At 52.6% G+C, this 21,015-nt stretch carries 18 protein-coding genes and 1 pseudogene; 4 read left to right on the top strand and 15 right to left on the bottom strand.

The features are described 5' to 3' along the window. Positions 1-5 precede the first annotated feature (5 nt). From BA6348_RS04135 to BA6348_RS04105, 7 genes are all read right to left on the bottom strand, one after another. Positions 6-383, bottom strand: coding sequence for an HAD-IIB family hydrolase (locus BA6348_RS04135; RefSeq protein ID WP_007778407.1), 378 nt, complete (start codon positions 381-383; stop codon positions 6-8). A 135-nt stretch (positions 384-518) separates the two neighbouring features. Then, positions 519-1,841: a 6-phospho-beta-glucosidase gene (locus tag BA6348_RS04130; RefSeq protein WP_122952848.1), complete on the bottom strand. Its 1,323-nt coding sequence runs from the start codon at positions 1,839-1,841 to the stop codon at positions 519-521. After that, the gene (locus BA6348_RS04125) at positions 1,838-2,164 is read right to left on the bottom strand and encodes a PTS sugar transporter subunit IIA (protein ID WP_005835173.1); all 327 of its coding nucleotides are present in this window, start codon (positions 2,162-2,164) and stop codon (positions 1,838-1,840) included. Before BA6348_RS04125 ends, BA6348_RS04130 begins: the two co-directional genes overlap by 4 nt. A gap of 12 nt (positions 2,165-2,176) precedes the next feature. Next, entirely contained in the window at positions 2,177-2,923 is a 747-nt protein-coding gene (chbG, locus tag BA6348_RS04120) for a chitin disaccharide deacetylase (RefSeq protein WP_122952847.1), read from the bottom strand. 22 nt (positions 2,924-2,945) lie between these two features. Continuing rightward, complete coding sequence (gene celB, locus BA6348_RS04115) at positions 2,946-4,289, bottom strand: PTS cellobiose transporter subunit IIC (RefSeq protein WP_005835176.1); 1,344 nt, start codon at positions 4,287-4,289, stop codon at positions 2,946-2,948. A gap of 12 nt (positions 4,290-4,301) precedes the next feature. After that, positions 4,302-4,604 carry a PTS sugar transporter subunit IIB gene (locus BA6348_RS04110; RefSeq protein ID WP_005835177.1) on the bottom strand — a complete coding sequence of 101 codons (303 nt, stop codon included), beginning with the start codon at positions 4,602-4,604 and terminating at the stop codon, positions 4,302-4,304. A 205-nt stretch (positions 4,605-4,809) separates the two neighbouring features. Beyond that, positions 4,810-7,488, bottom strand: coding sequence for a sigma-54-dependent transcriptional regulator (locus tag BA6348_RS04105; RefSeq protein WP_122952846.1), 2,679 nt, complete (start codon positions 7,486-7,488; stop codon positions 4,810-4,812). Positions 7,489-7,724: 236 nt separating this feature from the next. Here BA6348_RS04105 and BA6348_RS04100 point away from each other — a divergent pair, with 236 nt between their 5' ends. The 4 genes from BA6348_RS04100 to lplT all read left to right on the top strand — a co-directional run bounded on the left by BA6348_RS04100 (position 7,725) and on the right by lplT (position 13,169). After that, complete coding sequence (locus BA6348_RS04100; protein ID WP_122952845.1) at positions 7,725-9,119, top strand: sensor histidine kinase; 1,395 nt, start codon at positions 7,725-7,727, stop codon at positions 9,117-9,119. 2 nt (positions 9,120-9,121) lie between these two features. Beyond that, the gene (locus BA6348_RS04095; RefSeq protein ID WP_005835181.1) at positions 9,122-9,760 is read left to right on the top strand and encodes a response regulator; all 639 of its coding nucleotides are present in this window, start codon (positions 9,122-9,124) and stop codon (positions 9,758-9,760) included. Between the two features lie 108 nt (positions 9,761-9,868). Further along, positions 9,869-11,977 carry an AMP-binding protein gene (locus BA6348_RS04090; RefSeq protein ID WP_122952844.1) on the top strand — a complete coding sequence of 703 codons (2,109 nt, stop codon included), beginning with the start codon at positions 9,869-9,871 and terminating at the stop codon, positions 11,975-11,977. Between the two features lies 1 nt (position 11,978). Then, a complete protein-coding gene (lplT, locus tag BA6348_RS04085; protein WP_007778375.1) occupies positions 11,979-13,169 on the top strand; it encodes a lysophospholipid transporter LplT in 1,191 nt (396 codons plus the stop codon). Positions 13,170-13,304: 135 nt separating this feature from the next. Here lplT and recQ read toward each other — a convergent pair whose 3' ends face one another. The 8 genes and pseudogenes from recQ to fumC all read right to left on the bottom strand — a co-directional run bounded on the left by recQ (position 13,305) and on the right by fumC (position 21,000). Then, positions 13,305-15,080, bottom strand: coding sequence for a DNA helicase RecQ (gene recQ / locus BA6348_RS04080; RefSeq protein ID WP_122952843.1), 1,776 nt, complete (start codon positions 15,078-15,080; stop codon positions 13,305-13,307). 310 nt (positions 15,081-15,390) lie between these two features. Beyond that, positions 15,391-15,732, bottom strand: a pseudogene (locus tag BA6348_RS27940) (transposase); the annotation flags it as partial. Next, positions 15,705-16,013, bottom strand: coding sequence for a transposase (locus BA6348_RS27935; RefSeq protein ID WP_371861791.1), 309 nt, complete (start codon positions 16,011-16,013; stop codon positions 15,705-15,707). The pseudogene BA6348_RS27940 and the gene BA6348_RS27935, both read right to left, overlap by 28 nt. A 93-nt stretch (positions 16,014-16,106) precedes the next feature. Then, the gene (locus BA6348_RS04065; RefSeq protein WP_007778365.1) at positions 16,107-16,400 is read right to left on the bottom strand and encodes a hypothetical protein; all 294 of its coding nucleotides are present in this window, start codon (positions 16,398-16,400) and stop codon (positions 16,107-16,109) included. 666 nt (positions 16,401-17,066) lie between these two features. Continuing rightward, the gene (locus tag BA6348_RS04055) at positions 17,067-17,603 is read right to left on the bottom strand and encodes a hypothetical protein (protein ID WP_174768828.1); all 537 of its coding nucleotides are present in this window, start codon (positions 17,601-17,603) and stop codon (positions 17,067-17,069) included. 296 nt (positions 17,604-17,899) lie between these two features. Then, the gene (locus tag BA6348_RS04050) at positions 17,900-18,304 is read right to left on the bottom strand and encodes a hypothetical protein (protein ID WP_005830112.1); all 405 of its coding nucleotides are present in this window, start codon (positions 18,302-18,304) and stop codon (positions 17,900-17,902) included. A gap of 299 nt (positions 18,305-18,603) precedes the next feature. Further along, a protein-coding gene (locus BA6348_RS04045; protein WP_170206163.1) for an IS5 family transposase occupies positions 18,604-19,379 on the bottom strand; the annotation gives its coding sequence in 2 pieces (ribosomal slippage) (positions 18,604-19,052 and positions 19,052-19,379; 777 coding nt in all). A gap of 232 nt (positions 19,380-19,611) precedes the next feature. Beyond that, positions 19,612-21,000, bottom strand: coding sequence for a class II fumarate hydratase (gene fumC / locus BA6348_RS04040; RefSeq protein ID WP_005830113.1), 1,389 nt, complete (start codon positions 20,998-21,000; stop codon positions 19,612-19,614). Positions 21,001-21,015 lie beyond the last annotated feature (15 nt).

The following is a 21,015-nucleotide window of genomic DNA, read 5'->3' as shown; positions in this document are numbered from 1 at the left end:
CTGCCTCATGCATCGTGTATGGTGAAAAACTTGCGGATGACAGCGGCCACGCCGTGCTGGTCGTTCGTGTCGGTCACGTAGCGGGCCAGCCGCTTCACATCGTCCGGGGCGTTGCCCATCGCCACGCCCATTCCGGCATATTGCAGCATTTCCGCATCGTTGTAGTTGTCGCCGACGGCTACGATTTCTTCCGGACCGATTCCCAGCTTTTCTGTCAGTACCGCGAGTCCGCTTGCTTTGGATACCCCTTCCGGCAAAATCTCCAGATTGCGCTCGCCGGATGCCGTCACTCTGATTTTTTCCAGACTGGCGCGTTCCAGCTCCCGCCTGGCCGCCGCGATCCGCTCCGCTTCTCCGGTAACGAATATTTTGGGGGCGCACACTTGCTTGGCCCGGACGTACTCCGCGAGCGCTGACGCCGGCTGGATTTTGAGCGGATACCGATCCTGCTCAGGGCAAGCAGCTTGTATCTCATGCTCCTGCCCCGCCTGCTACGCCGTTCCACCAGTCTCCCACCTTCACGTCACCGGCTTGAAAAACTGCGGCAGATACTCCTTGTGCGCTTCCAGCATTTCATCGAGAATTTGCTTCGCGACCACGTCGGACGGCACCAGCGGGTTAATCGCCATCGCCAGCAGCGCCTTGTGGTAATCGCCCGTGACAGCCGCCTCCGCCGCTACCCGTTCGAACGACTTGATCTGCTGCACAAGCCCGCGCACAGGGACAGGCAAATCTCCAACGGCCAGCGGGATCGGTCCTTGCTTCGTAATGACGCAGTTCACTTCTACCGCCGAATCGTCAGGAATACTGGCAATCGCGCCATTGTTGCGGACGTTGACCGGCTGAATATCCCGGCGGTCGTTGTAAAAGGAGTGAATCAGATTGCAGGCCGCCTCGCTGTAGTACGCTCCCCCGCGCTTTTCCAACTGCGGCGGCTTGATGTTCAGGTCGGGATCTTCATAGAGCGCAAACAGCTCCGCTTCCACCCGCTTGACCACTTCTGCACGCGTGCCGTTTTTGCTCGCTTCTTCCTGCTCGTGCGCAAGCATGGTGCTGGTCTGATAGTAATAGCGATGGTACGGGCAAGGAAGAATGCCCAGCGCCTTGATGAAGTCTTTTTCCCAGCCGAGGTCGAGTATGTTTTGCATCGTGATTCCCGATTGCTCGCCCGTCAGCTTGTCGATTACTTGCGAAGTGACATTGTCGCCATCCACGTACACTCCAAGCCCGAACACCATATGGTTCAGCCCGGCAAAATCAATGTGCACCCGCGACTGCTCGACACCCAAAATCGTCGCGACGCCCATTTTCATCCCGATCGGAACATTGCACAGCCCGATGACCTTGCTGCGGTTCGCATGCCGGAGTACCGCCTCTGTCACCATGCCAGCCGGGTTGGTGAAGTTAATCAGCCAGGCATCCGGGCACAGCTCCTCCATGTCGCGGCAAATATCCATAATGACCGGAATCGTGCGCAATCCTTTGAACAGCCCGCCCGGACCGTTTGTCTCCTGCCCGATGACCCCGTACTTCAGCGGGATGCGCTCATCTTTAATCCGCGCGTCCAAAAGCCCCACGCGCATTTGTGTCGTGACAAAATCGGCTCCCGCCAGCGCTTTGCGCCGATCCAGCGTCAGGTGCACCTGAATCGGCACCCCGGCCTTTTCCACCATGTGCTTTGCCAGCGCCCCGACGATTTGCAGCTTTTTCTCGCCCTCGGGAATGTCCACGAGCCACAGCTCGCGCACGGGCAGCTCGTCGTACCGTTTGATGAAGCCCTCTACCAGCTCCGGCGTATAGCTCGATCCTCCGCCAATCGTAACGATTTTGATTCCGCTCACACTCCTGCCTCCTTCCCTGCGTGGACATGGCTGTACAGTTCGACGAACTCGCTGGCCAAATCTTTGATCGTCATCGCATTCATCAGATGATCCTGCGCGTGGATCAACAGCATGCTGATCTCAGGCTTCTCTCCCGCGATTTCCTTTTGAATAAAAGCGGTTTGATGATGATGGGCCCGGCTCAGTTCTTCGCCAGCTCGCCTCAGTGCATCCTGTGCGCCTGCCATGTCTTTGTTTTTCGCCAGGGCGATTGCTTCCATCGCCAGGCTTCTTGCGTTTCCTCCGTGCAAAATCAACTGAAAAATAACGTCTGTATGGTCCACATCAATCTCCACCTATCCGAGTTCTTTATAAGTTACCAGCCGTACATTGCGCTTTTGCACGTACTCCTTTATCTCTTGTCCGGTCAAAATGTGCAGCTCCCGCGCGCGTTGCAGCGTGTACGAGCTGCCTGTCAACACCTCTTCGTCCAAATACGCCGGATGTGTCATTATCTCCGCCACATCGCAGTCCGCAAGCTCCTCCACCACGTCGATAAACGACTGCGTAGTCAGGCCGTCTCCGTAAAACCGTTCGGAAAAGCCTTCTGTCGTCATCACCTCCGGATGCTCTGCCCGCGCTTCGGGCGAAAACGACCACGGATACCGAACCGGAACCTGGTATTCTTTTGCCAGGCCAAGCACAATCGGCAAGACCGCGGCATGGGCATGAACGTGGTGATGGCTGTCGATATGCGTCAAAGCAAGACCTGTTTGCAAATACTTTTCCAGTTGGCTGCGCAGCTCCCTTTCCACTTCCTCCGGCGACGCCAGGCTCAAATAATCGTGTCCGCGCCGAAAGCGCCCGTGCTCATCTGTCAGCGACGGCACGTTTTGGCTGACCGGGAAGCCGCAAGTGAGCACCAGATGGATGCCTACCCCGAGCGTGGGCGTCTTTTTGGCAAGCTGAACCGCATGCTCGAACCCGTTCATGTTGACCATGACCGTCGCAGAGGTGACGACACCCGCCCGATGCGCCTCGATGATCCCCAGATTCACCCCTTTGGAATACCCGAAGTCATCTGCATTCACAATCAGCTTCATATCATGCCTCTCCTCCGGGAAATTACATATTTACGACTTTGTCGGAAGCGGCATGCGCCTGTTCCTCGTTCAACTTTTGCTTATCCCACAGACGGAAGAACGGGTAGTAGATCAACAGCGAGATGACGAAGTTCACGAGTTGGAGCACGCTGCCCGAAAGCTTCCCGCCAGTAGCCAAATATCCGCTGATAATGACCGGAGTCGTCCACGGTACAGCGACACCGCTCGGCTTTGCTACCCATCCCAGCGACATCGCCACATAGCTGACAATGACCAGCACGACTGGGGCGAGGATAAACGGAATAATCAAAAGCGGGTTCATGACGATCGGCATGCCGAAGGTGACAGGCTCGTTGATGTTGAACAGGCCAGGGCCGATGGAGAGCCGACTGATGTTTTTCATCTGCTCGCTGCGCGCCCGAAACAGCATCAGGACGACGAGCGCCAGCGTCGCGCCGGAACCGCCCGCATAAATCCACAGGTCGAAAAACTGGGTGGTAATCACGTTGGGCAGTTCGGCATTCGGATTCGCCTGGAACGCCGCCCGGTTTTGGTCCATCAAGGTGAGCCAGATCGGGCTCATGATACCGCCGACAATCGCCGCTCCGTGCAGGCCGAGCGACCAAAGCAGTTGGACGAGCAGCACGCAGACAATCGCTCCGATCAGACTGCTGCCGAGCGCGCTCAGCGGACCGACCAGCAAGTCAGACACGATGTTGTGGATGCTTTCAAACGAGGTGTTTTCAATCAGGATGCGCAGCAACCAGACGACCAGCAGCACGGCCGAAGCGGGAATCAGCGCCACGAAAGAACGGGAGACAGCAGGCGGAACCCCGTCCGGCATTGTGATGACGATTTTCTTTTGAATGATTTTGCGGTAAATCTCCGTGGACAACACGGCCAAAAGCATCGCTACGAACAGCCCTTGGCTTCCCATCAAGGCGACAGGAATGACTCCGCCTACCTCTTGGGCTGCCGTTGCACCTTCCGGGGTGAACATCGTCTTGTAAGGGGTCGCGAGCAAAAAGGAAGCGACCGAGATCGCACCTGCTGACAGCGGATCGACCTTGTACTTTTCCGCCAATCGGTACGCCACCCCGAAGCTGACGATGAGCGCCATGATGTCAAACGTCGCGTTCACCGGATACAACAGCTTGGTCAGCCATTGATCGCCGAAGATTCCGCTCATGAATTCGCTGTAACCAGGGATGGGAATAAAACCGATGATGAGGAAAAGAGAGCCGATAATGAGCAAAGGCATGGTAAGAATGATTCCGTCGCGAATCGCCTGCAAATGCTTCTGCTCCGCGATCCTGCCCGCGACAGGCATCACGCGGTCTTCCAGAAAAGAAATAAACCCTGCCATACGCATCCCCCTCTACTGTTTTAGACGAAGCGCAAATTCCAGCACGTTTTTCCCGTTCAGGGAGCCGTAGTCAACCGTGCTAATCACATCGACCGGAATCCCTCTCGCCGCCCCTTCTTTTTTCATTTCCGCCAGCTTGTAGCGGACTTGCGGGCCCAGCAGAAGCACCTGTGCCTGGTCAATATGGTGCTTCACCTCATCTGCCGACACCGCCCAGATTTTCGCTTCCAGCCCTTTTTCCCGTGCCGCCTGCTCCATTTTTTGCACGAGCAGACTCGTTGACATCCCCGCTGCGCAGCATAGCAAAATATTCAATCCAGCTTCCTCCCCTCAGTTGGTTATGTCCTTTTCCTAGAGCAAGTCACGTGCCAAAACACCCTTTTTGTATGCGCTTTCAAAACAAAACGCATCGTTATCGCGTTTGCCGGGCAGCCGCATTCTGGGCAGGCGAGTAGTGTTTGAATGTAAGCGCTGTAGTGTTTTGTTAACAGGGACAAATTGGCAAAAATTAAAACACTAGCTACGCCAGTGTTTTGTTGTGTATGAAAAAATTCATGACGAAGCATACATCGTCCTCGCTGAAGACCACGTCGTATTTGTCCTCCAACGGCTGCAACTCATGGCGAATCAGGCTGTACAGCTTGCGGTTTTCCGCCAAAAACGGCACCTTGTCGGTATAGGCTACGGAACGCTCCCCGGCTTTCAGCCGATCCACCAGGCAGCAGATGTGCAAATACGCCCCGATTCGCGTATCGAAAACCAGCTTGTTGCCAAGCCGCTCCTCCATGCGCGCCACACACGTCCTGACGTCGTCGAGAACGTCTTGGCCCCTCACCATTTTCAGGTGCTCCCTGAGCGATTCCTTCATCTTCACATAAGCTTCTTCCAGATCGATCAACTGCTGGATATCGGACAGCGCCTCGCCGTTCACCACATCGTCCATGCTGTGGCAGCGCAAGTCGCGATCCAGCATGTAGTTGCTCACGACGCACAGAACCGTCCGCTCTTCCTTGAGCTTTTTCAACCGGCTTTTCGCCTGCGCTTTGTCCATGAGCTGCAGCGGAACAAATTCCAGCAGCTTCTCGTCGTAGCGCAGCTTCGATTCGAGCAGCTTTTTCAAAAACAGCGCGCTGCCCTCGCCGGACAGGCAGGCCGCTACGATCGTCAAGGCAGGCACCGCCTTGTCTGCCACCTCTTTGGGTAACTCCTCCCGCTGCCCCATCGAAATGCCGACGACATCGCGGTACACTTCGTCCAGCGAATGCCCCAGCATCGCTTTGCGCGTCGCCTCGATCACATGCGGAGTGCTCACCATCGGCACCACCTTCACCGGAATGCCCAGCTCCTTTTCGATGATCTCCCCGAATCCAAGCAGCGAGCCCATGTCGACGAGCAAAAGCAGCCCGGCTGCGCTCCCGATTTCCCGCGCTGTCTTGATCGCTTGCTCCAGGACGACCAGCGAGTCTTCCTCCAGCGGCAGGTCGATGGCACGCGCGTATTGGGTGACCAGCAGGCGGTTGGTCACGTCGACCATCGCCGTCGCTCCCCCGCTGCCGTGCGTGATGACCAGGACACCGATCGTTTCCCGCTCCTCCTGCATGCTCTCGTCATCCAGCACGAAAAACATGGTCAGGTAGCCCGCTTCGCCAATGGGCAAGTCCATCAGCAGCGCTTCCTCGATCATGCGCACGCACTCCAGCGCTACGGCAAACTCCTTTTTGTATTTGAGCCGCACGCTGTTGATGTGCGGATGGACGATTTGCTTTCCTTGCGACAGCCGCTCCTTGGACGTCTGGATGTGCAGCGCCAGGCCGAAGATGACCTTTTGGCTCAAAATTTTCTCTAGCTTCGCCTCGGCATAGCGCACGATGTCTTCGACGAGGTGAATGATGATCGGATCAATAATCCGCGCCATGTCGCCTTTGTTGATGCGCTGATGAACCCCTTTGATAAACGTGGTGAAGTAATGCTCGATATCAAATTCCAGTTCTTCCTCGCTGACCCCCTGGTTTTGCAACTCGTATATTTTTTGCTCGATCTTTTCGTAGACGCTGTCGGCGGCATTCTCCGACTCGCCGCCAAACCAGATGCTTTCCTCGGACGGCTGCACCACAAAGCATTTGTGCTCGGTGCCAATCAGCTCCTCCAGCTCCTGGCGGTAGTCTTTTGCCAAAAGCAGCCCTTGCTTGACGTGATGCGGAACGTCCTGAATCGAGACGTGCAGCAGATTTTTTTTCAAGGAAATAAACTCGGCATAAGCGCTGGCGCAGGTCAGTTGGATATCCGTCTTCAACTGGCCGATATTGTTCGGGCAATGATAGCAGAGAAACGCTTGCACCACGCTTGCCGATACCTGAATTTCCCGTCCCAGCCGAAACGCTTCTTCGCGAAAAATTTCCATGACAAGCCCCAAGCGCTCCTCCATCCCCCGCTCCACCAGGGAGGGCAGCTTGATGACCATCGGGATGCGGCGCATGAACGTCTTGAGCAGGCTGGATTCCGGGTTTTCGGTCGTTGCCATGACGATTTGCACCTGCGCGGAACGCTCTACCTCTGTTTCTCCGACCCGGCGGAACGTCCCTTTGTCCATGAACGTAAAAAATATTTCCTGCCCCTCTGCTGGCAAGCGGTGAACCTCATCGAGAAAAAGAATCCCGCCGTCCGCCTTTTCCACCAGCCCTTTGCGGTCCATCTCCGCTCCGGTGTACGCCCCTTTTTTGACGCCGAACAGTTGGCTTATCAAAAGCTGCGGGTTGTTGGCGTAGTCGGCGCAGTTAAAAACGACAAAGGGCGCCCCCTTGTCCAGCCGGCCAATATCGACGGCAAACTCGTGAATCATCCCCGCAAACCACGACTTGCCTACTCCCGTTTCGCCCAAAATCAGGCAGTGCATCCCGCGCGGCGGGTACAGCACCGCTGCCTTTGCCTGCTCGATGCGGGTAATCAGGCTTTTGTTCGTCTTCGCCAGCCTGTCCAATGCCGTTTGCGCCAAATAAAGCGAGTCATTCGCTTTTTTGACATAAAACAAGGTAGGACGCCCCTCTTCTTTTTCAATGCGGCCTTCCTTCCATAAGCGGTTCAAATCGCTGCTGACATTGGCGCGGCTAAGGCCCAGGAGCTCGGCCAGCTCGCCTGCGCTGATTTTTTTATCGGGACCGGACTCAAGCAGCTTCTGGTAAATGAAATCGACTCGTTTCACCACTGTTCACCTGCCACTCAACTGATTCGTTTTCATTTCCACGCTACACTGGAAAAACCTTCTTACCTATGAATATGCTGGATGGACATGCCTCATCCCGGCAAAATAAACAGCCACCCTTCTCTGAGAAAAGGATGGCTGCTTGCCTATTTTTTGGAAACCGATTCATTTTCGTTTTCTGCCTCCCAGGTACGCTATAATGGGTGTAACATGACTGACACAGGAGATCGCTTGCCATGATGGTTTTCATCTTATTCACCATATGGGCGCTAGGTCTATTGGTCCTGTTCACGGACCCGAAACGCACGTCGATCCGCTGGGCCTGCGCCACTGCCTGTATCGGAGGGGGCGGCTTCCTCTCGGCGGTCATTGACGAGACGATCATGCCGCTCTGGGCCGATGCTTTTACCATGAATGCCGGGACGGAGCAGACTTTGCTTTTTCTTAGCCGCCTCTCGTCCTTTATTTGCCAGGTCGGGTTGCCTTATTCGTTTCTCATGTTCGCCGTCCATTCGGCGGAGTTTCTCACCCGGAGAACAAAGCTGATTGCCCAGTTCGCCGCGCTCTGCCTCCCGGCGCTAATGCTCGCGATCACCCCCATTTATCCTGTACTGGCCTTCAATTACTGGATCATGGTGGCATGGGTCATTCCTTTTTTTCTGATCGCCTGCACTCTGCTGATCGTACAGTACCGGAACGAGAAAGACCCACTGGTCAAAAAGAACAGCTTTTTCACGAACGTGTTAATCATCGTCCCGCTCTTTTTCGTCTTTATCTTCATCTACATCATGCGCATCCAGAATGACTACGAAGCATGGCGCTACAACATGCTGGTCGTCGCGATCCAGTTCATTTTGATTGTTGCCATCAGTTTGAAATACGGCTTTTTGGGCGTCCGGCTCCGCGTGGAAAAAAGACGTCTGGACAGCACGTTGCGCGCTCTCACGTCAGGAGCGCAAATCATTAATCACACGATCAAAAACGAAGTGGGGAAAATCTCGCTGTACGCCGATCGGATCGAATCGTACGCGGAGGAAACAAACCAGCCGAACCTGAAGGAAGACGCGCTCGTCCTCCTGCAATCGTCCCAGCACATGCTCGACATGATGAACCGGATTCAAAACCAGCTTCGCGACGTCGAGCTGCGCGAATCCCCCAGCGCGCCTGGCGAGATCATCAAGCAAGTCATCCAAAACTTGAAGCCTTACATGGAAAAGCAGCAGGTGCTGGTGGAATGCGAGCTGGATGAGAGCCTCCACCTGTACGGCGATCCCGTGCAGCTTAGGGAAATTCTCACCAATTTGTGCATGAACGCGATCGAAGCGATGAAGTCCGGCGGCAAGCTCACCCTGCAACTGTTTTTGTCCAACCGTCACCTCGTCATCGCCGTCGCGGATACGGGTACAGGCATTTCCAAGGAAAATTTGCCGCATGTGCTCGACCCTTTTTTCTCTACCAAACGAACCGGACAAAACTTCGGCCTTGGACTTTCCTATTGCTATAACGTCATGCAAAAGCATCAGGGAATGCTGGAGATATACAGCGAGCCAGGAAAAGGAACGACGGTGTTTTTGTTCTTCCCGAAAAAACGAGTCATCACAAGCTCTGCCCAAACAGAAGGGAGGATATGAACATGGAGACTATCAAAGTATTTCTCGTCGAGGACGACCCTGTCTGGCGAAAAGGACTGGTCGACTACCTGAACAAAGAAGCAGACCTCACCGTCGTCGGCGAGGCGGGCACGAAGGCGGAAGCGACCGAGCGCTTTTTGGCGGCAGAAGCCGACGTCGTCCTGATGGACATCAACCTGACCGAAAACAACCTCGACGGAATCGAAACCGCGATGGAGCTGATTGCGCTTGAGGCAGACTGTAAAATCATCATGCTCACGTCCTTGACCGCCGAGGATGTGATTGTCGAGTCCTTCTCTGCTGGCGCCGTCAATTACATCAGCAAGTCCAGCTTCAAGGAAATTCCCGACGCCATCCGCGCTGCCCACAACAGCCAGTCGGCGATTCACCCGACAGCAGCGGCTGCTTTGCGCAACGAGTTTTTGCGCCTGAAAAACGAAGAAAACCAGAAGCTGCTCTCCCCCGCGGAGAAGGACATTCTGCAACTGATCCATCAGGGAAAGACGCAGACGCAAATCGAGCAGTCCCTGCACATCACCAAGCGGACCATCAAAAACCACATCAACCGCATCCTGAAAAAAATGGGCGTCAAAACGAGCAAAGAAGCGGCCGCAAAAGCGAGCCAGAAAAAGCTATTCTAGGTATTATGACCAGGTACCAATGAATGTTGGTACTTTTTTTACTTCCCCCACTCCTTACAATGAGGACTATAAAGCAACGCCATTATCCTTTGAAAAGGTGTGGTCTACATGGTCCTCATTCATGCCTTCCTGAAAATGATTTTGCTGCTGTGGTTTCGGCCTCGCATTCACGGTGTAAACAAAATCGACCTGACGAAGCCGTCACTTATCATTCCCAATCACGTCTCCCTGCTCGACGCGGTACTCCTTTCCTTTTGCTTGCCTACGGGAGCTACCTTTGTCGTCAACACCGGGATCGCCAAGCGGTTTGCCTTTTTCCTGCGCTTCCGCAAGCACATCGCGATCGATCCGCTCAACCCGTACTCGATCCGCCACATGCTGCGGGTCATCCGCAAAGGAGAGACGCTGGTGATTTTCCCGGAAGGCCGCATCACCACAACGGGCGGCCTGATGAAAATTTACAGCGGCGTCGGCTACCTCGCCATGAGAACAGGCGCAACCGTCTACCCGATCGCGATCAACGGCCTGGAGCGCTCGATCTTCTCTTATTTGCAAGGCAAGCTGCGCCGCTCGCTGTTTCCTGCCGTCACCATGACAGTCGGCACGCCGTTCACCATCCCGCGCGACGAAAACCGCTCGATGCGTGAACAAAAGACGGCCGCCAACGACCTGATCCTGCGCACGATGCAGGAGGAGCTGTTCCAAAGCCGGATGAAGCAAAACGTCAACCTGTTCGATGAAGCGCTGGCAGCCGCCCGCCTTAACGGGCCGAAAATGGAGATCGCCAAAGACTTGACCTCGGCCATCAATTACCGCACCCTGCTCATCGGCAGCTATCTGCTCGGCAACAAACTGCAACAGCCCTTAATGGGGAAACCGGTCGTCGGCGTATTACTCCCCAACTCGGTCGGGCACCTGGTTACTTTGCTGGCGCTGTTTTGCATCGGGAAAACACCTGCAATCCTGAACTTTTCGCTCGGCATCCGTTCGCTGCTCGACTGCTGCGAGACAGCCCGTATCGATACGATCCTGACCTCGCGCGCCTTCATCGAAAAAGGCAAGCTGGAGCACATTATCGCGGGCCTTTCGCCGAGCATCCAGATTATTTACCTGGAAGATTTGAAAGCATCGGCCACCGCTTTTGACAAGCTGGCTGCCCTCACCGCGTATATGACAAAGAAAAAAGCCGCGAAGAGTGCCAATGAACTGATTCTGTTCACCTCCGGCAGCGAAAGCAAGCCAAAAGGCGTCGTGCTGACGCACACCAATCTGTACGCCAACATCCAGCAAGTGACCAGCATGATCGACATTACGAGCCGCGACAAGTTTTTCAACGCGCTGCCGATGTTTCACAGCTTCGGACTGACTGCTGGCACGCTTTTGCCCATCATCAAGGGCATTCCGGTGTATCTGTATCCGAGCCCGCTGCACTACAAGGCGATTGCGGAGCTGGTGTACGATCAGAACGCGACCATTTTGTTCGGGACTTCGACGTTCATGGCTGGCTACGGACGGATGGCGCACCCGTACAACTTCTACTCTTTGCGCTACGTGTTTGCAGGCGCAGAAAAGCTGAAGGACGATGTGCGCAAGCTGTGGATGGATAAGTTCGGCGTGCGGATTTTCGAAGGTTACGGCGCGACCGAAACCGCTCCGATTCTCGCGCTCAACACGCCGCTCGCCAACAAGCCTGGAACAGTAGGTCGACTCGTGCCCGGCATGAGCTATCGGCTGGACCCGGTCGCAGGCATTGACGAAGGCGGAGAGCTGCTCGTCAAAGGCCCGAACGTCATGAAAGGCTACCTGATTCACGGCAAAGGCTTCGTGCCCGCCGGGGAATGGTACCACACAGGCGATCTGGTGACGGCTGACAAGGAAGGCTTTCTCAGCATTCAGTCTCGCCTGAAACGTTTTGCCAAAATCGGCGGCGAGATGGTGTCGCTCAATCTGGTGGAAGAGCTGGCAATGCAATGCTTCGGTCACTCCGGCTTTGCCGCGATCACCGTCAACGACCAGCGAAAAGGCGAGCGCGTCCTGTTGTTTACTACAGATGAAACCGTTCAGCTCAGTCAACTGCGCGCGTATTTGACGGAAAAGCAATACTCGCCGCTGCTCATTCCCGGCACGATGCAGGTCATCAAAACTCTGCCACTTCTCGGGAGCGGAAAAACGGACTACGTCAGTCTGAAGCAACTGGCGGAAAGTGGAGGAAACTGATGTGAAGATGCGACTACAACCGCTGCAAGCCTTGTATTTCACGCAATTTCTCTCGGCCTTTGCCGACAACATGATTTTGTTTGTCATTGCCAACCTGCTGCGGGAGAACGGCTTTTCTCCCGCAATGCTCGCACTCGTTTCCATTTCCTTTTTTCTGCCGTACGTTTTTCTCGCTCCGCTCGTCGGGCCTTTTGCCGACAAACACGCCAAATCGTTCGTTCTGGTGATCGGCAACCTGATAAAAGCACTCGGTGTCGTGCTGCTGTTCGTCATCGATCACTCCAGCATTTTGCTGTTGATGCTCTGCTACTTTACGGTGGGGGTCGGCGCGGTTGTCTACTCGCCTGCCAAGTACGGCATCCTGCCGGAGCTGACTCGCAATGAACAGGAGCTGTTCCAGGCCAACGCGCGGATTGAGGCGTACACGATCGTCGCGATCTTGACCGGAATCGGCGGGGGCGGAGCGATCGCCTCCATGACAGCGCCGCTGTTCTCTTCGAGCATCTGTCTTGCCCTCTACCTGTTGTCGCTGGGCATGACCTTTTTCATCCCGCGCATCCGGGGGAACGCCTCGATTCGTTACGGTACGGAAGCACGCCGCTTTTTCATCGACTTCCAGCACCTGATGAACCGTGCGGAAACGAGCTTTGCGCTGATCGGAACCGGGGCCTTCTGGATGAGCTCGGCTGTGCTGCGGGTCGCCGTGCTGGCCTGGATACCCGCCGCACTCGGGATTAACCCGCAAAGCTTTTCCGTCTCGCTGATCCTGGCTACGACGTCAATCGGGATCATCATCGGCGCTTTTCTCGCCCCGCGGCTGATTCCGCTGTCCCGGTTCACCCGCTCAGTCGGCTACGGCTTCGGCATGTTTCTCATCATCGTGTTGTTTCCGTGGATTCACGTGACAGTCATTGCGATCTGCCTGCTGCTTCTGGTCGGGTTCATGGGCGGGGTGTTCATCATTCCGATGAATACGATCTTGCAGGACGAGGGCAAAAAGATGGTCGGCTCCGGCAAGACGATTGCGATTCAAAATTTTATCGAAAACTTTTTGATGGCTGCCGGGTCGGGGATTTACTACCTGGTCGTATTCCTGGGCGCCTCCATCTCCGTTGCTATCGTCGCCCAAGGGTTGCTGCTTCTGGCTTTTCTGCTGTATCTGATGAAGCATCGCAGTCGAATCGCGGGCTAAAGCGGGGGAAAGAGAAGACTGCTGCGTGCGTGAGTGGATGGCGCCAGTGCATAAAGTAGCAAAAGCCGTGATAGTCAGCGTCACGGCTTTTGTTTTGACCACCGCTACAATAGCGAAAAGCCGTGACAGTGACCGTCACGGCTTGACAGCGGCGTAGTTTTGCAAACATTCCAGGAAGAGGTGGCCGTACTTGTCGAACTTGGCTTCGCCCACACCTTTGATCTTGAGCATCGCCTGCTTGTCGGTCGGGCAGAGGCTGCTCATTTCCTTCAACGTGCTGTCGTGGAAAATGACGTATGGCGGCACGCCTTCGCTCTGTGAGATTTCCTTGCGCAGCGCACGCAACTGCTCGAACAGCTCGTCGTCCTCTGCGAGCGCCACAGGGCGGAGCGAGATTTTTTGCACGACGCGCTCCTCGCCCTTGAGCACTGGCAGCGCCCGCTCTCCCAGCTTCACAGTCGGGTACTGGCTTTCCGTCACCTGCAAGTATCCTTCGGCAATGAGCAGTTGGATCAGGTCGGCGATTTCTTTTTCCTTGTACTCCTTCATCAACCCGTAGGTAGGAAGCTGATCGAACCGGAACTGCGTGACCTTCTTGTTTTTCGAGCCTTTGAGTACCTGGGCGACCAGTGCCGCGCCGAAGCGCTCCCGCATCCGTTTGACGCAGGAAAAGATTTTTTGCGCTTCGAGCGTGATGTCGGTCAGTTCGGTTTCATCGGTGCAGTTGTGGCAGCGCCCGCACTCAGGCGCATCCGCCTCGCCGAAATACTGCACGATGTACTGCTGCAGGCAGCGCGGCGTCCGGCAGTAGTCGACCATGGCATACAGCTTTTTGTACTCGTGCTCCTTGCGTTCGTCGGTCAACTGGTTTTGCTCGATAAAAAACGACTGGGTCTGGATGTCCTGCGGCTGGTACAGCAAAATGCACTCGCTCGGCTCGCCATCGCGCCCGGCGCGTCCCGCTTCCTGGTAGTACGCCTCCAGGTTTTTCGGCATGTTGTAATGGATGACGTAGCGCACATTGGACTTGTCAATGCCCATCCCGAATGCATTGGTCGCGACCATCGTGCGGACGTCATCGAACAGGAACGCTTCCTGATTCGCCGCCCGCTCTTCCTCTGACAGCCCGGCGTGGTATTTGGTGACCGAAAAGCCGCGCTTCGCAAGGTCGGCGTGCAGAGCATCGACGTCTTTTCGCGTGGCGGCGTAGATGATTCCGGCATGCTGCCTGTTGGCTTTCAAATACGCCTGGATAAAACCGCGGCGGTTTTCTCCTTTGCGCACCGACAGGATGAGGTTGTCGCGGCCAAAACCAGTGATAAAGAGACGCTCATCCTCCAGGGAAAGCTGGCGCTTGATATCGGCGGTCACTTCCGGCGTCGCCGTCGCTGTCAGGGCTGCGACGATGGGACGCTCTGGCAGCGTGCGCAAAAAGCGGGCGATCTCCAGGTAGCTGGGGCGGAAATCGTGGCCCCATTGCGAGACACAGTGCGCCTCATCGACAGCGACGAACGAAATCGGCACATTGCGGATCAAATTTTGAAACGTTTCCGACTCCAGCCGCTCAGGAGCGATGTAAAGCAGCTTGTACTCCCCGCGCGCCGCCATCCGCAAGCGCTCGCGCACCTCGCTGTAGTCGAGCGAGCTGTTGATCTGTGTCGCCGCAATCCCCATGTTGACCAGCACATCTACCTGGTCCTTCATCAGCGAGATGAGCGGCGAAATGACGATCGTTACGCCGTCGAAAAGCATGGCCGGTACTTGATAGCAGATTGATTTTCCACCGCCGGTCGGCATGATGCCTATCGTGTCATGGCCTGCCAGCAGGCTCTCGATAATCTTCTTTTGTCCTTCGCGAAATGATTCGTAGCCAAAGTATTTTTGCAAAACTTCCTGTGCTTTATGGAGCAAAGAGAATCACCTTCTCTTTCGATAGATTGGTTTAATCGATTCTATTTAGTGTAAACATAGGTGCTGGGACAAAACAAGGGGAAGCACAGCACACGAAAAACGGTTTAACCCCTTAAAATTAGAGCCTTTCTCTTCATATGACTCTCTTCTTCTTCAACCACCTGGGAGCGCAGGATAAAAATCTGATTTTTCTGAATTTGTTCTTCGTTTTCAAATGGCGAAAGAACGGAGTGACCCACAAAGGTAGTTCCGTCCATTTTGGTATTTATATGCAGTTATACTAGATGCTACACAACAGGTTCTTTCCCGTTTATGTATCAAGCTTTCTTCGCTTCGACGTTAATCGCTCCCACCAAATTTGGCTATCCTCCCAGAGCATGACACGTAACCACCGGTAGGCTTGCAACAAGCTCGCTTGGCCAGCGGAGAAGATTTTGACCAAGAAAAGTAAGCAAAAGGCGATCAGCACAATGAAAACTTGGTTCAGAACGGCTTCTTGGCTTTTCCCGTAAAACGAAGTAATCTTCACGTGCTGCCTCAACCATTTAAAAAAGATTTCAATGGCCCAGCGACTTCGATGCATCTCACTGATCCCTTGGGCAGATAACTCCCATCGATTCGTAATCAGCAGAAGGGATTTTCCTGTGAATCGGTTGTCTCGATGAGGCGAAGGACATGGTTCATGCGATTTTGCTGTGTCCCTATTTGTACATAACCATTCCTTTTGATGGAACTCCCTTCGGAAACAGGATGATCAAACAGATAGCGAATCGCTGCCTTCTTCTTTGCTCGCGTAACGAAGAAGATCCGGCGTTCACAGAACGCGTCAAACTTGGCGTAGTCCACAAATCCCCGATCAAACACATACGTCGTACCAGGCTTGTCTACAAGCGTGTCAAGTTGAGTCCGGTCATGAACACGCGCTGGAGTCAGTTGGATGGTTTTTCTGTAAAGGATTTTTTTGTGTCCTGCGTAAATACAAAGTTTTTTGGTTATTTCGACAACATTAATGCAACGCTAGTGGTTTCATCTTTCGTTTAGGGGTTCTATAGAAACAAGTTTCGGCAATCCTATAAAGCTAGACTCATACTCTACAAAATATTCTTCGTTCGCTTTAATTAATTTCGTAATAACCTTCGGGACATCAATAGTTGTTTTCACGTTGAGCTGATCCTCAATTACTATGAAGTCATTGCTAACCTCTTTTACTTTTACGATGGCTACTGTCTTTTCCTTAAAATAAATACTCCATATTAGTAAAAGCCCCATCATTACAAGAAACAATGTACCCAAAAAAACAATAAGTTTTTTCTTTTTCATTTACATATCCCCTTCATTTTACAAATATTGACACATTTCCATAATATGGTTACGGTCCAAATATACCATACATTAGGAGGTTTTCAAAATGTTTCCCTTTTCAAGAAAAAAATCATAGCTTCTCTAGTTGCAACTGTTACACTGACTAGCTTGATCCCATTTACTGTAGGTGCTGCCAGCAAAGACTTTAAAGAGATTGAAGAAGAGGTTAGTTTTGACATGGTTAAGGTCAGCGATCTCGATGTAAGAGTTTATGAAGACGGAAGGATTAAAGGTCTCGGAAAATCAAAATCCCAAAATATTTCAAAAAACGAACGAAAAAAAATACTTAGGGCGTCGTCTACGATTAATATTCTCATCGGCTGCACCTCCGCACGAATCTGAGTCATTACTGACCACTATAGCAAAAATGTTTAAAGAAAATCTAAAGAGTGCGTGGGAGAGATTAATTCTGGCAGTGGGATGCGGGGTAGGGGCTTGGGAGGATGATGTAAGTTGTTGCTACGATGTAGTTCGCTTGATCGGGACTTTCGGTGGGCGAGGAAAGAGGCGAAATCGCTGTAGCTTCTTGGGCTCCCTGCTGGGGGTTGGACTGCCCGGCTCCGGGGAAAAAGCGAAACCGCGTCCAAAAGTGGTTGATTCAGGTAGCCGCTCAGAGTTGGACGCTCATACTTCTTTGTAATGCTCTTCGAAGTTATTAAGTTTTCGGTCCAAGTCCATAACCGGTTTAGCGATGTCTTTCAGATAATGATACTGGCAGTATTGATACGGGACGTCGGGGAGCAATGTTTCAAAGGCTAGTCGAATGGATTGTTGCCCATCACTTACAATGCCAATAATAGGGTAACCCAATTCTACGATAGGGCGAATCAGGTTCTGTAGTTCCTCTGATGATCCGCTTTTCAGATTCTTGGCAGCTAGTACCGTCCCACTAAACACTTCACGGATGACATATAAAGTTTCATTCCCTTTTTTTGGTTGCACACCATCCATGGAAAGCATCAATCCTCCGTTTTGTGAACTTACATGATGCAACACTTCGCGTATATGTTGGTCTACACTGGCTCCAAGGAGAGTAAGATAACGCTCGTAAAGCATTTGAACATTGCGGTCTGTCGTTCTCACACCACGTCTGTTTAACTCTTCCGCAATCTCTTGTCGGGTCATGTGATTCTGGGGAATAATTCGATTTTTTGGACGCATAAAAACCTCTGTTCATCAAGGAATGGTTACTCCATTACTTCGATCCACAGAGGTAATTTCCTGTGTAGTATGTTTATTCCATTGTAGAAAAAAGCAAGGAGCCCCAATACACTTTTATCTCCGAAAAATCTTGGAGCAAAAAGGGGCTCCTTTACTATGAAAACTTCGAAACGAGTTGATGGTTTTAAGAAACATCTCAGGTCTTAGAAAATGAGGATATCAAGAGATAGAAGAATATAGTTTGAAAAAGGTCGAAGCCAGATTTGTTACTACGACGACAGCTAACATTCTCTCTATTATTTTACCGCTGTAAATGTTACAACAGTTGAATATGAAGTATGCACTTTCTTATCTTTAACCACAACCTGAACCCTCATATTATGATCTGCTGCATACAATACTTCATTTTGAAGTTGTGCATTAGCAGAAAGTGCTGTAGCCGCCATTGCTACTGTTGCTCCAGGCCCTAAAAACCCGATCAGAGTTTCAGCAATTGTCGCACCTCCACTTGTCGCACCTCTCATAATACTGGCCATATACTTTACTTGATCTTTTGAAAGATAATAAGACCCAAGTACAATGTACTCGTCGCTACTTGCGGCGTATGCGCTTTGATTAGCTATATTAGCTACAGGCAAAACACCAGTGATTCCAAGGGTTAAGGAGAGCACTGCAGCAGTACTTTTAAAAGCTTTTTTCATTTTTATAACCTCTTTTCGATTCGATATGATCTCACGCAACTTTTATTCCTACTCTTTCTATCTCTCTTTTCGTAGACCTTACTTTGAAGTGTACCAATGCTATACAATATTTTTCCAACTCCAAAAAAGCATTTTTCATCCAATTCCAGCTATTAATTCCAAAAAATGATAATATACTCCCAAATCCTTGGAATTACATTAAAAAAACCCTTTTTTCTAAAATGATACAAAGCGGCAAAAGTTTTTGAAATCCTTCCCACGGTATAGAGCCTCGATACTAGGATGTGTCTGAAAACTCATTATTGAGTTAGTTTAAAGATGGACGCGACATATACAAACGCTAGGAATGATTTGGCCAGCTTGTCGTAACGAGTAGCGATTCGTCGAAAATGTTTGATTTTATTGAAGAAGCACTCCACCAAGTGCCGTTCTTTATAGCGGTACCAATCCACTTTCCAAGGATTTTTATTATTCGCTTTAGGCGGGATGGTGTACGCTGCCTGCTTAGCCGTAATCCAATGCCGAATGCCTTCTGAGCCGTAGGCTTTGTCACCAACAATATGGCTTCCCGTAAGATCAAACCCTTGAAGCAAATTGATCGCTGGAACGGAATCATAGACGTGCCCCCCCGTGAGAAGAAAAGCGAGGGGATTCCCTAATCCATCGACGACGGTATGAAGTTTGGTTGTCTTTCCGCCACGGCTGACGCCTATGTGCTGATTTACTTCGTGTCCTTCTGCGTTTTTTTAGCACCCGCACTGTGTTGATGAGCTTTGACCGATGTAGAATCGATGCTCAAGTTTTCAAAGTCAGGTTCTACGTGAAGAGCTTGGAAGATGGCGACAAGTAATCCGGTATCTCTCCACTTGCAGAAGCGACTGTAGACCGTTTTCCATGAACCATAACGTTCTTCCGGCAAATCTCGCCAAGCCGCACCACTTCGGGCAATCCAAAGAATGGCATTAAACATGGTACGATTACTTAATTTGGACGGACGTCCTGTTCGATAGGGGGGGAACATGTCCTGAATTTGTTCCCACTGTTCATCGTTTATTTCGTACCGTCTTTGAATCATGCTCGTTGCTCCATTCGTTTTTCCTAAATCATACCACATTTTCTTTAGTTTTCAGACACGTCCTAGTAATCTACATTCCACTGAGAACTAACGAGTGTTTCAGTTCTACAGTGAAAGGCGATCACTGAGAGAGAATAATAAAAAAAACTGACGCCTATGAATGGAGTCAGCCAAGTGGCCTAGCAGCCAAAATTTTTATTGTTTCTTGCCATCATCGGCTCTGTGAATCCCACTATTCCTTCGGATGAATCATCTGCTCAGGACGCACGATTTGGTCGAATTGCTCCTCGGTCAGCAGGCTGCTCTTGATAGCCGCTTGCTTGAGCGTGATGCCTTCTTTGTGCGCCAGCTTGGCTACTGCCGCTGCGTTTTCGTAGCCGATATGCGGGTTCAGCGCGGTTACGAGCATCAGGGAGTTGTTCAGGTTTTCCTGGATGACAGGCAAGTTCGGCTCGATGCCGACCGCGCAATGGTCGTTGAACGACTTCATGGCGTCTGCGAGCAGTCGGGCCGATTGCAGGAAGTTGTAGATGATGACAGGCTTGAACACGTTCAGCTCAAAGTTCCCTTGGCTTGCGGCAAAGCCGATCGCGGCATCGTTGCCCATCACCTGGCACGCCACCATCGTAATCGCTTCGCTTTGTGTCGGGTTGACTTTTCCTGGCATGATCGAGCTGCCCGGCTCGTTGGCAGGGATGACGATTTCGCCGATGCCGCAGCGCGGTCCGCTCGCCAGCCATCTGACGTCGTTGGCGATTTTCATCAGGTCGGCTGCCAGCGCCTTCAACGCTCCGTGTACGTGAACAAGCTCATCGTGGCTGGTCAGCGCGTGGAATTTGTTTTCGGCGGTCACGAATTTTTTGCCGATCGCTTCGCTGATTTCCGCAGCGACCATTTCACCGAAGCGCGGATGGGCGTTGATGCCGGTTCCGACGGCTGTACCGCCAATCGCCAGCTCACGCAAATATTCGTTGCTTTCCTGAATCATTTTCTCTGTTTTTTCCAACATACGCACCCAGCCGCTGATTTCCTGGCCCAGTGTCAGCGGGGTGGCATCCTGCAAATGCGTCCGGCCGATTTTGATGATGTCTATGTAGGCTTCGCTTTTTTCCTTGAGCGTCTGCTTGAGCAGCGCCAGGGCAGGCAGCACTTGGTCCTCAATGGCTACCAGTCCCGCCATGTGCATAGCAGTCGGGAACGTATCGTTGGAGCTTTGCGATTTGTTCACATCGTCGTTGGCGTGAATCCGCGCACTGCTGCCTTTTTCCTCCAGCAACTGGTTGGCGCGGCGAGCGATGACTTCGTTGACGTTCATGTTGGATTGGGTGCCGCTTCCGGTTTGCCAAACAACCAGCGGGAAGTGCTCGTTCCATTTTCCGGCGATGACTTCGTCGGCTGCCGTTACGATCGCTTCGGCCTTTTCCGCGTCCAGCTTGCCCAGCTTTTGGTTCGCCAGGGCCGCGCTTCTTTTCAGGATGGCAAACATGCGGATGACCTCAAGCGGCATTTTCTCCTCGCCGATCTCGAAGTTTTGGAAGCTGCGCTGCGTTTGCGCCCCCCACAACTTGTCCGCAGGCACTTTCATTTCACCCAACGTGTCTTTTTCGATCCGAAATTCCATCTCGCATCCTCCTCT

Origin of the sequence: Brevibacillus agri (genome assembly GCF_004117055.1) — a bacterium.
Classification (GTDB): domain Bacteria; phylum Bacillota; class Bacilli; order Brevibacillales; family Brevibacillaceae; genus Brevibacillus; species Brevibacillus agri.
Note: the sequence above shows the minus strand (reverse complement) of the source record. Positions and strands in the feature narration are given on the sequence as shown.

Excerpts from the sequence above, each read along its gene's own strand:
- BA6348_RS04055 (WP_174768828.1), bottom strand. The coding sequence starts at position 17,603 with ATGCGTCCAAAAAATCGAATTATTCCCCAGAATCACATGACCCGACAA.
- chbG (WP_122952847.1), bottom strand. The coding sequence starts at position 2,923 with ATGAAGCTGATTGTGAATGCAGATGACTTCGGGTATTCCAAAGGGGTG.
- fumC (WP_005830113.1), bottom strand. The coding sequence starts at position 21,000 with ATGGAATTTCGGATCGAAAAAGACACGTTGGGTGAAATGAAAGTGCCT.
- BA6348_RS04100 (WP_122952845.1), top strand. The coding sequence starts at position 7,725 with ATGATGGTTTTCATCTTATTCACCATATGGGCGCTAGGTCTATTGGTC.
- BA6348_RS04050 (WP_005830112.1), bottom strand. The coding sequence starts at position 18,304 with ATGAAAAAAGCTTTTAAAAGTACTGCTGCAGTGCTCTCCTTAACCCTT.
- BA6348_RS04065 (WP_007778365.1), bottom strand. The coding sequence starts at position 16,400 with ATGAAAAAGAAAAAACTTATTGTTTTTTTGGGTACATTGTTTCTTGTA.
- BA6348_RS04090 (WP_122952844.1), top strand. The coding sequence starts at position 9,869 with ATGGTCCTCATTCATGCCTTCCTGAAAATGATTTTGCTGCTGTGGTTT.
- celB (WP_005835176.1), bottom strand. The coding sequence starts at position 4,289 with ATGGCAGGGTTTATTTCTTTTCTGGAAGACCGCGTGATGCCTGTCGCG.
- BA6348_RS04095 (WP_005835181.1), top strand. The coding sequence starts at position 9,122 with ATGGAGACTATCAAAGTATTTCTCGTCGAGGACGACCCTGTCTGGCGA.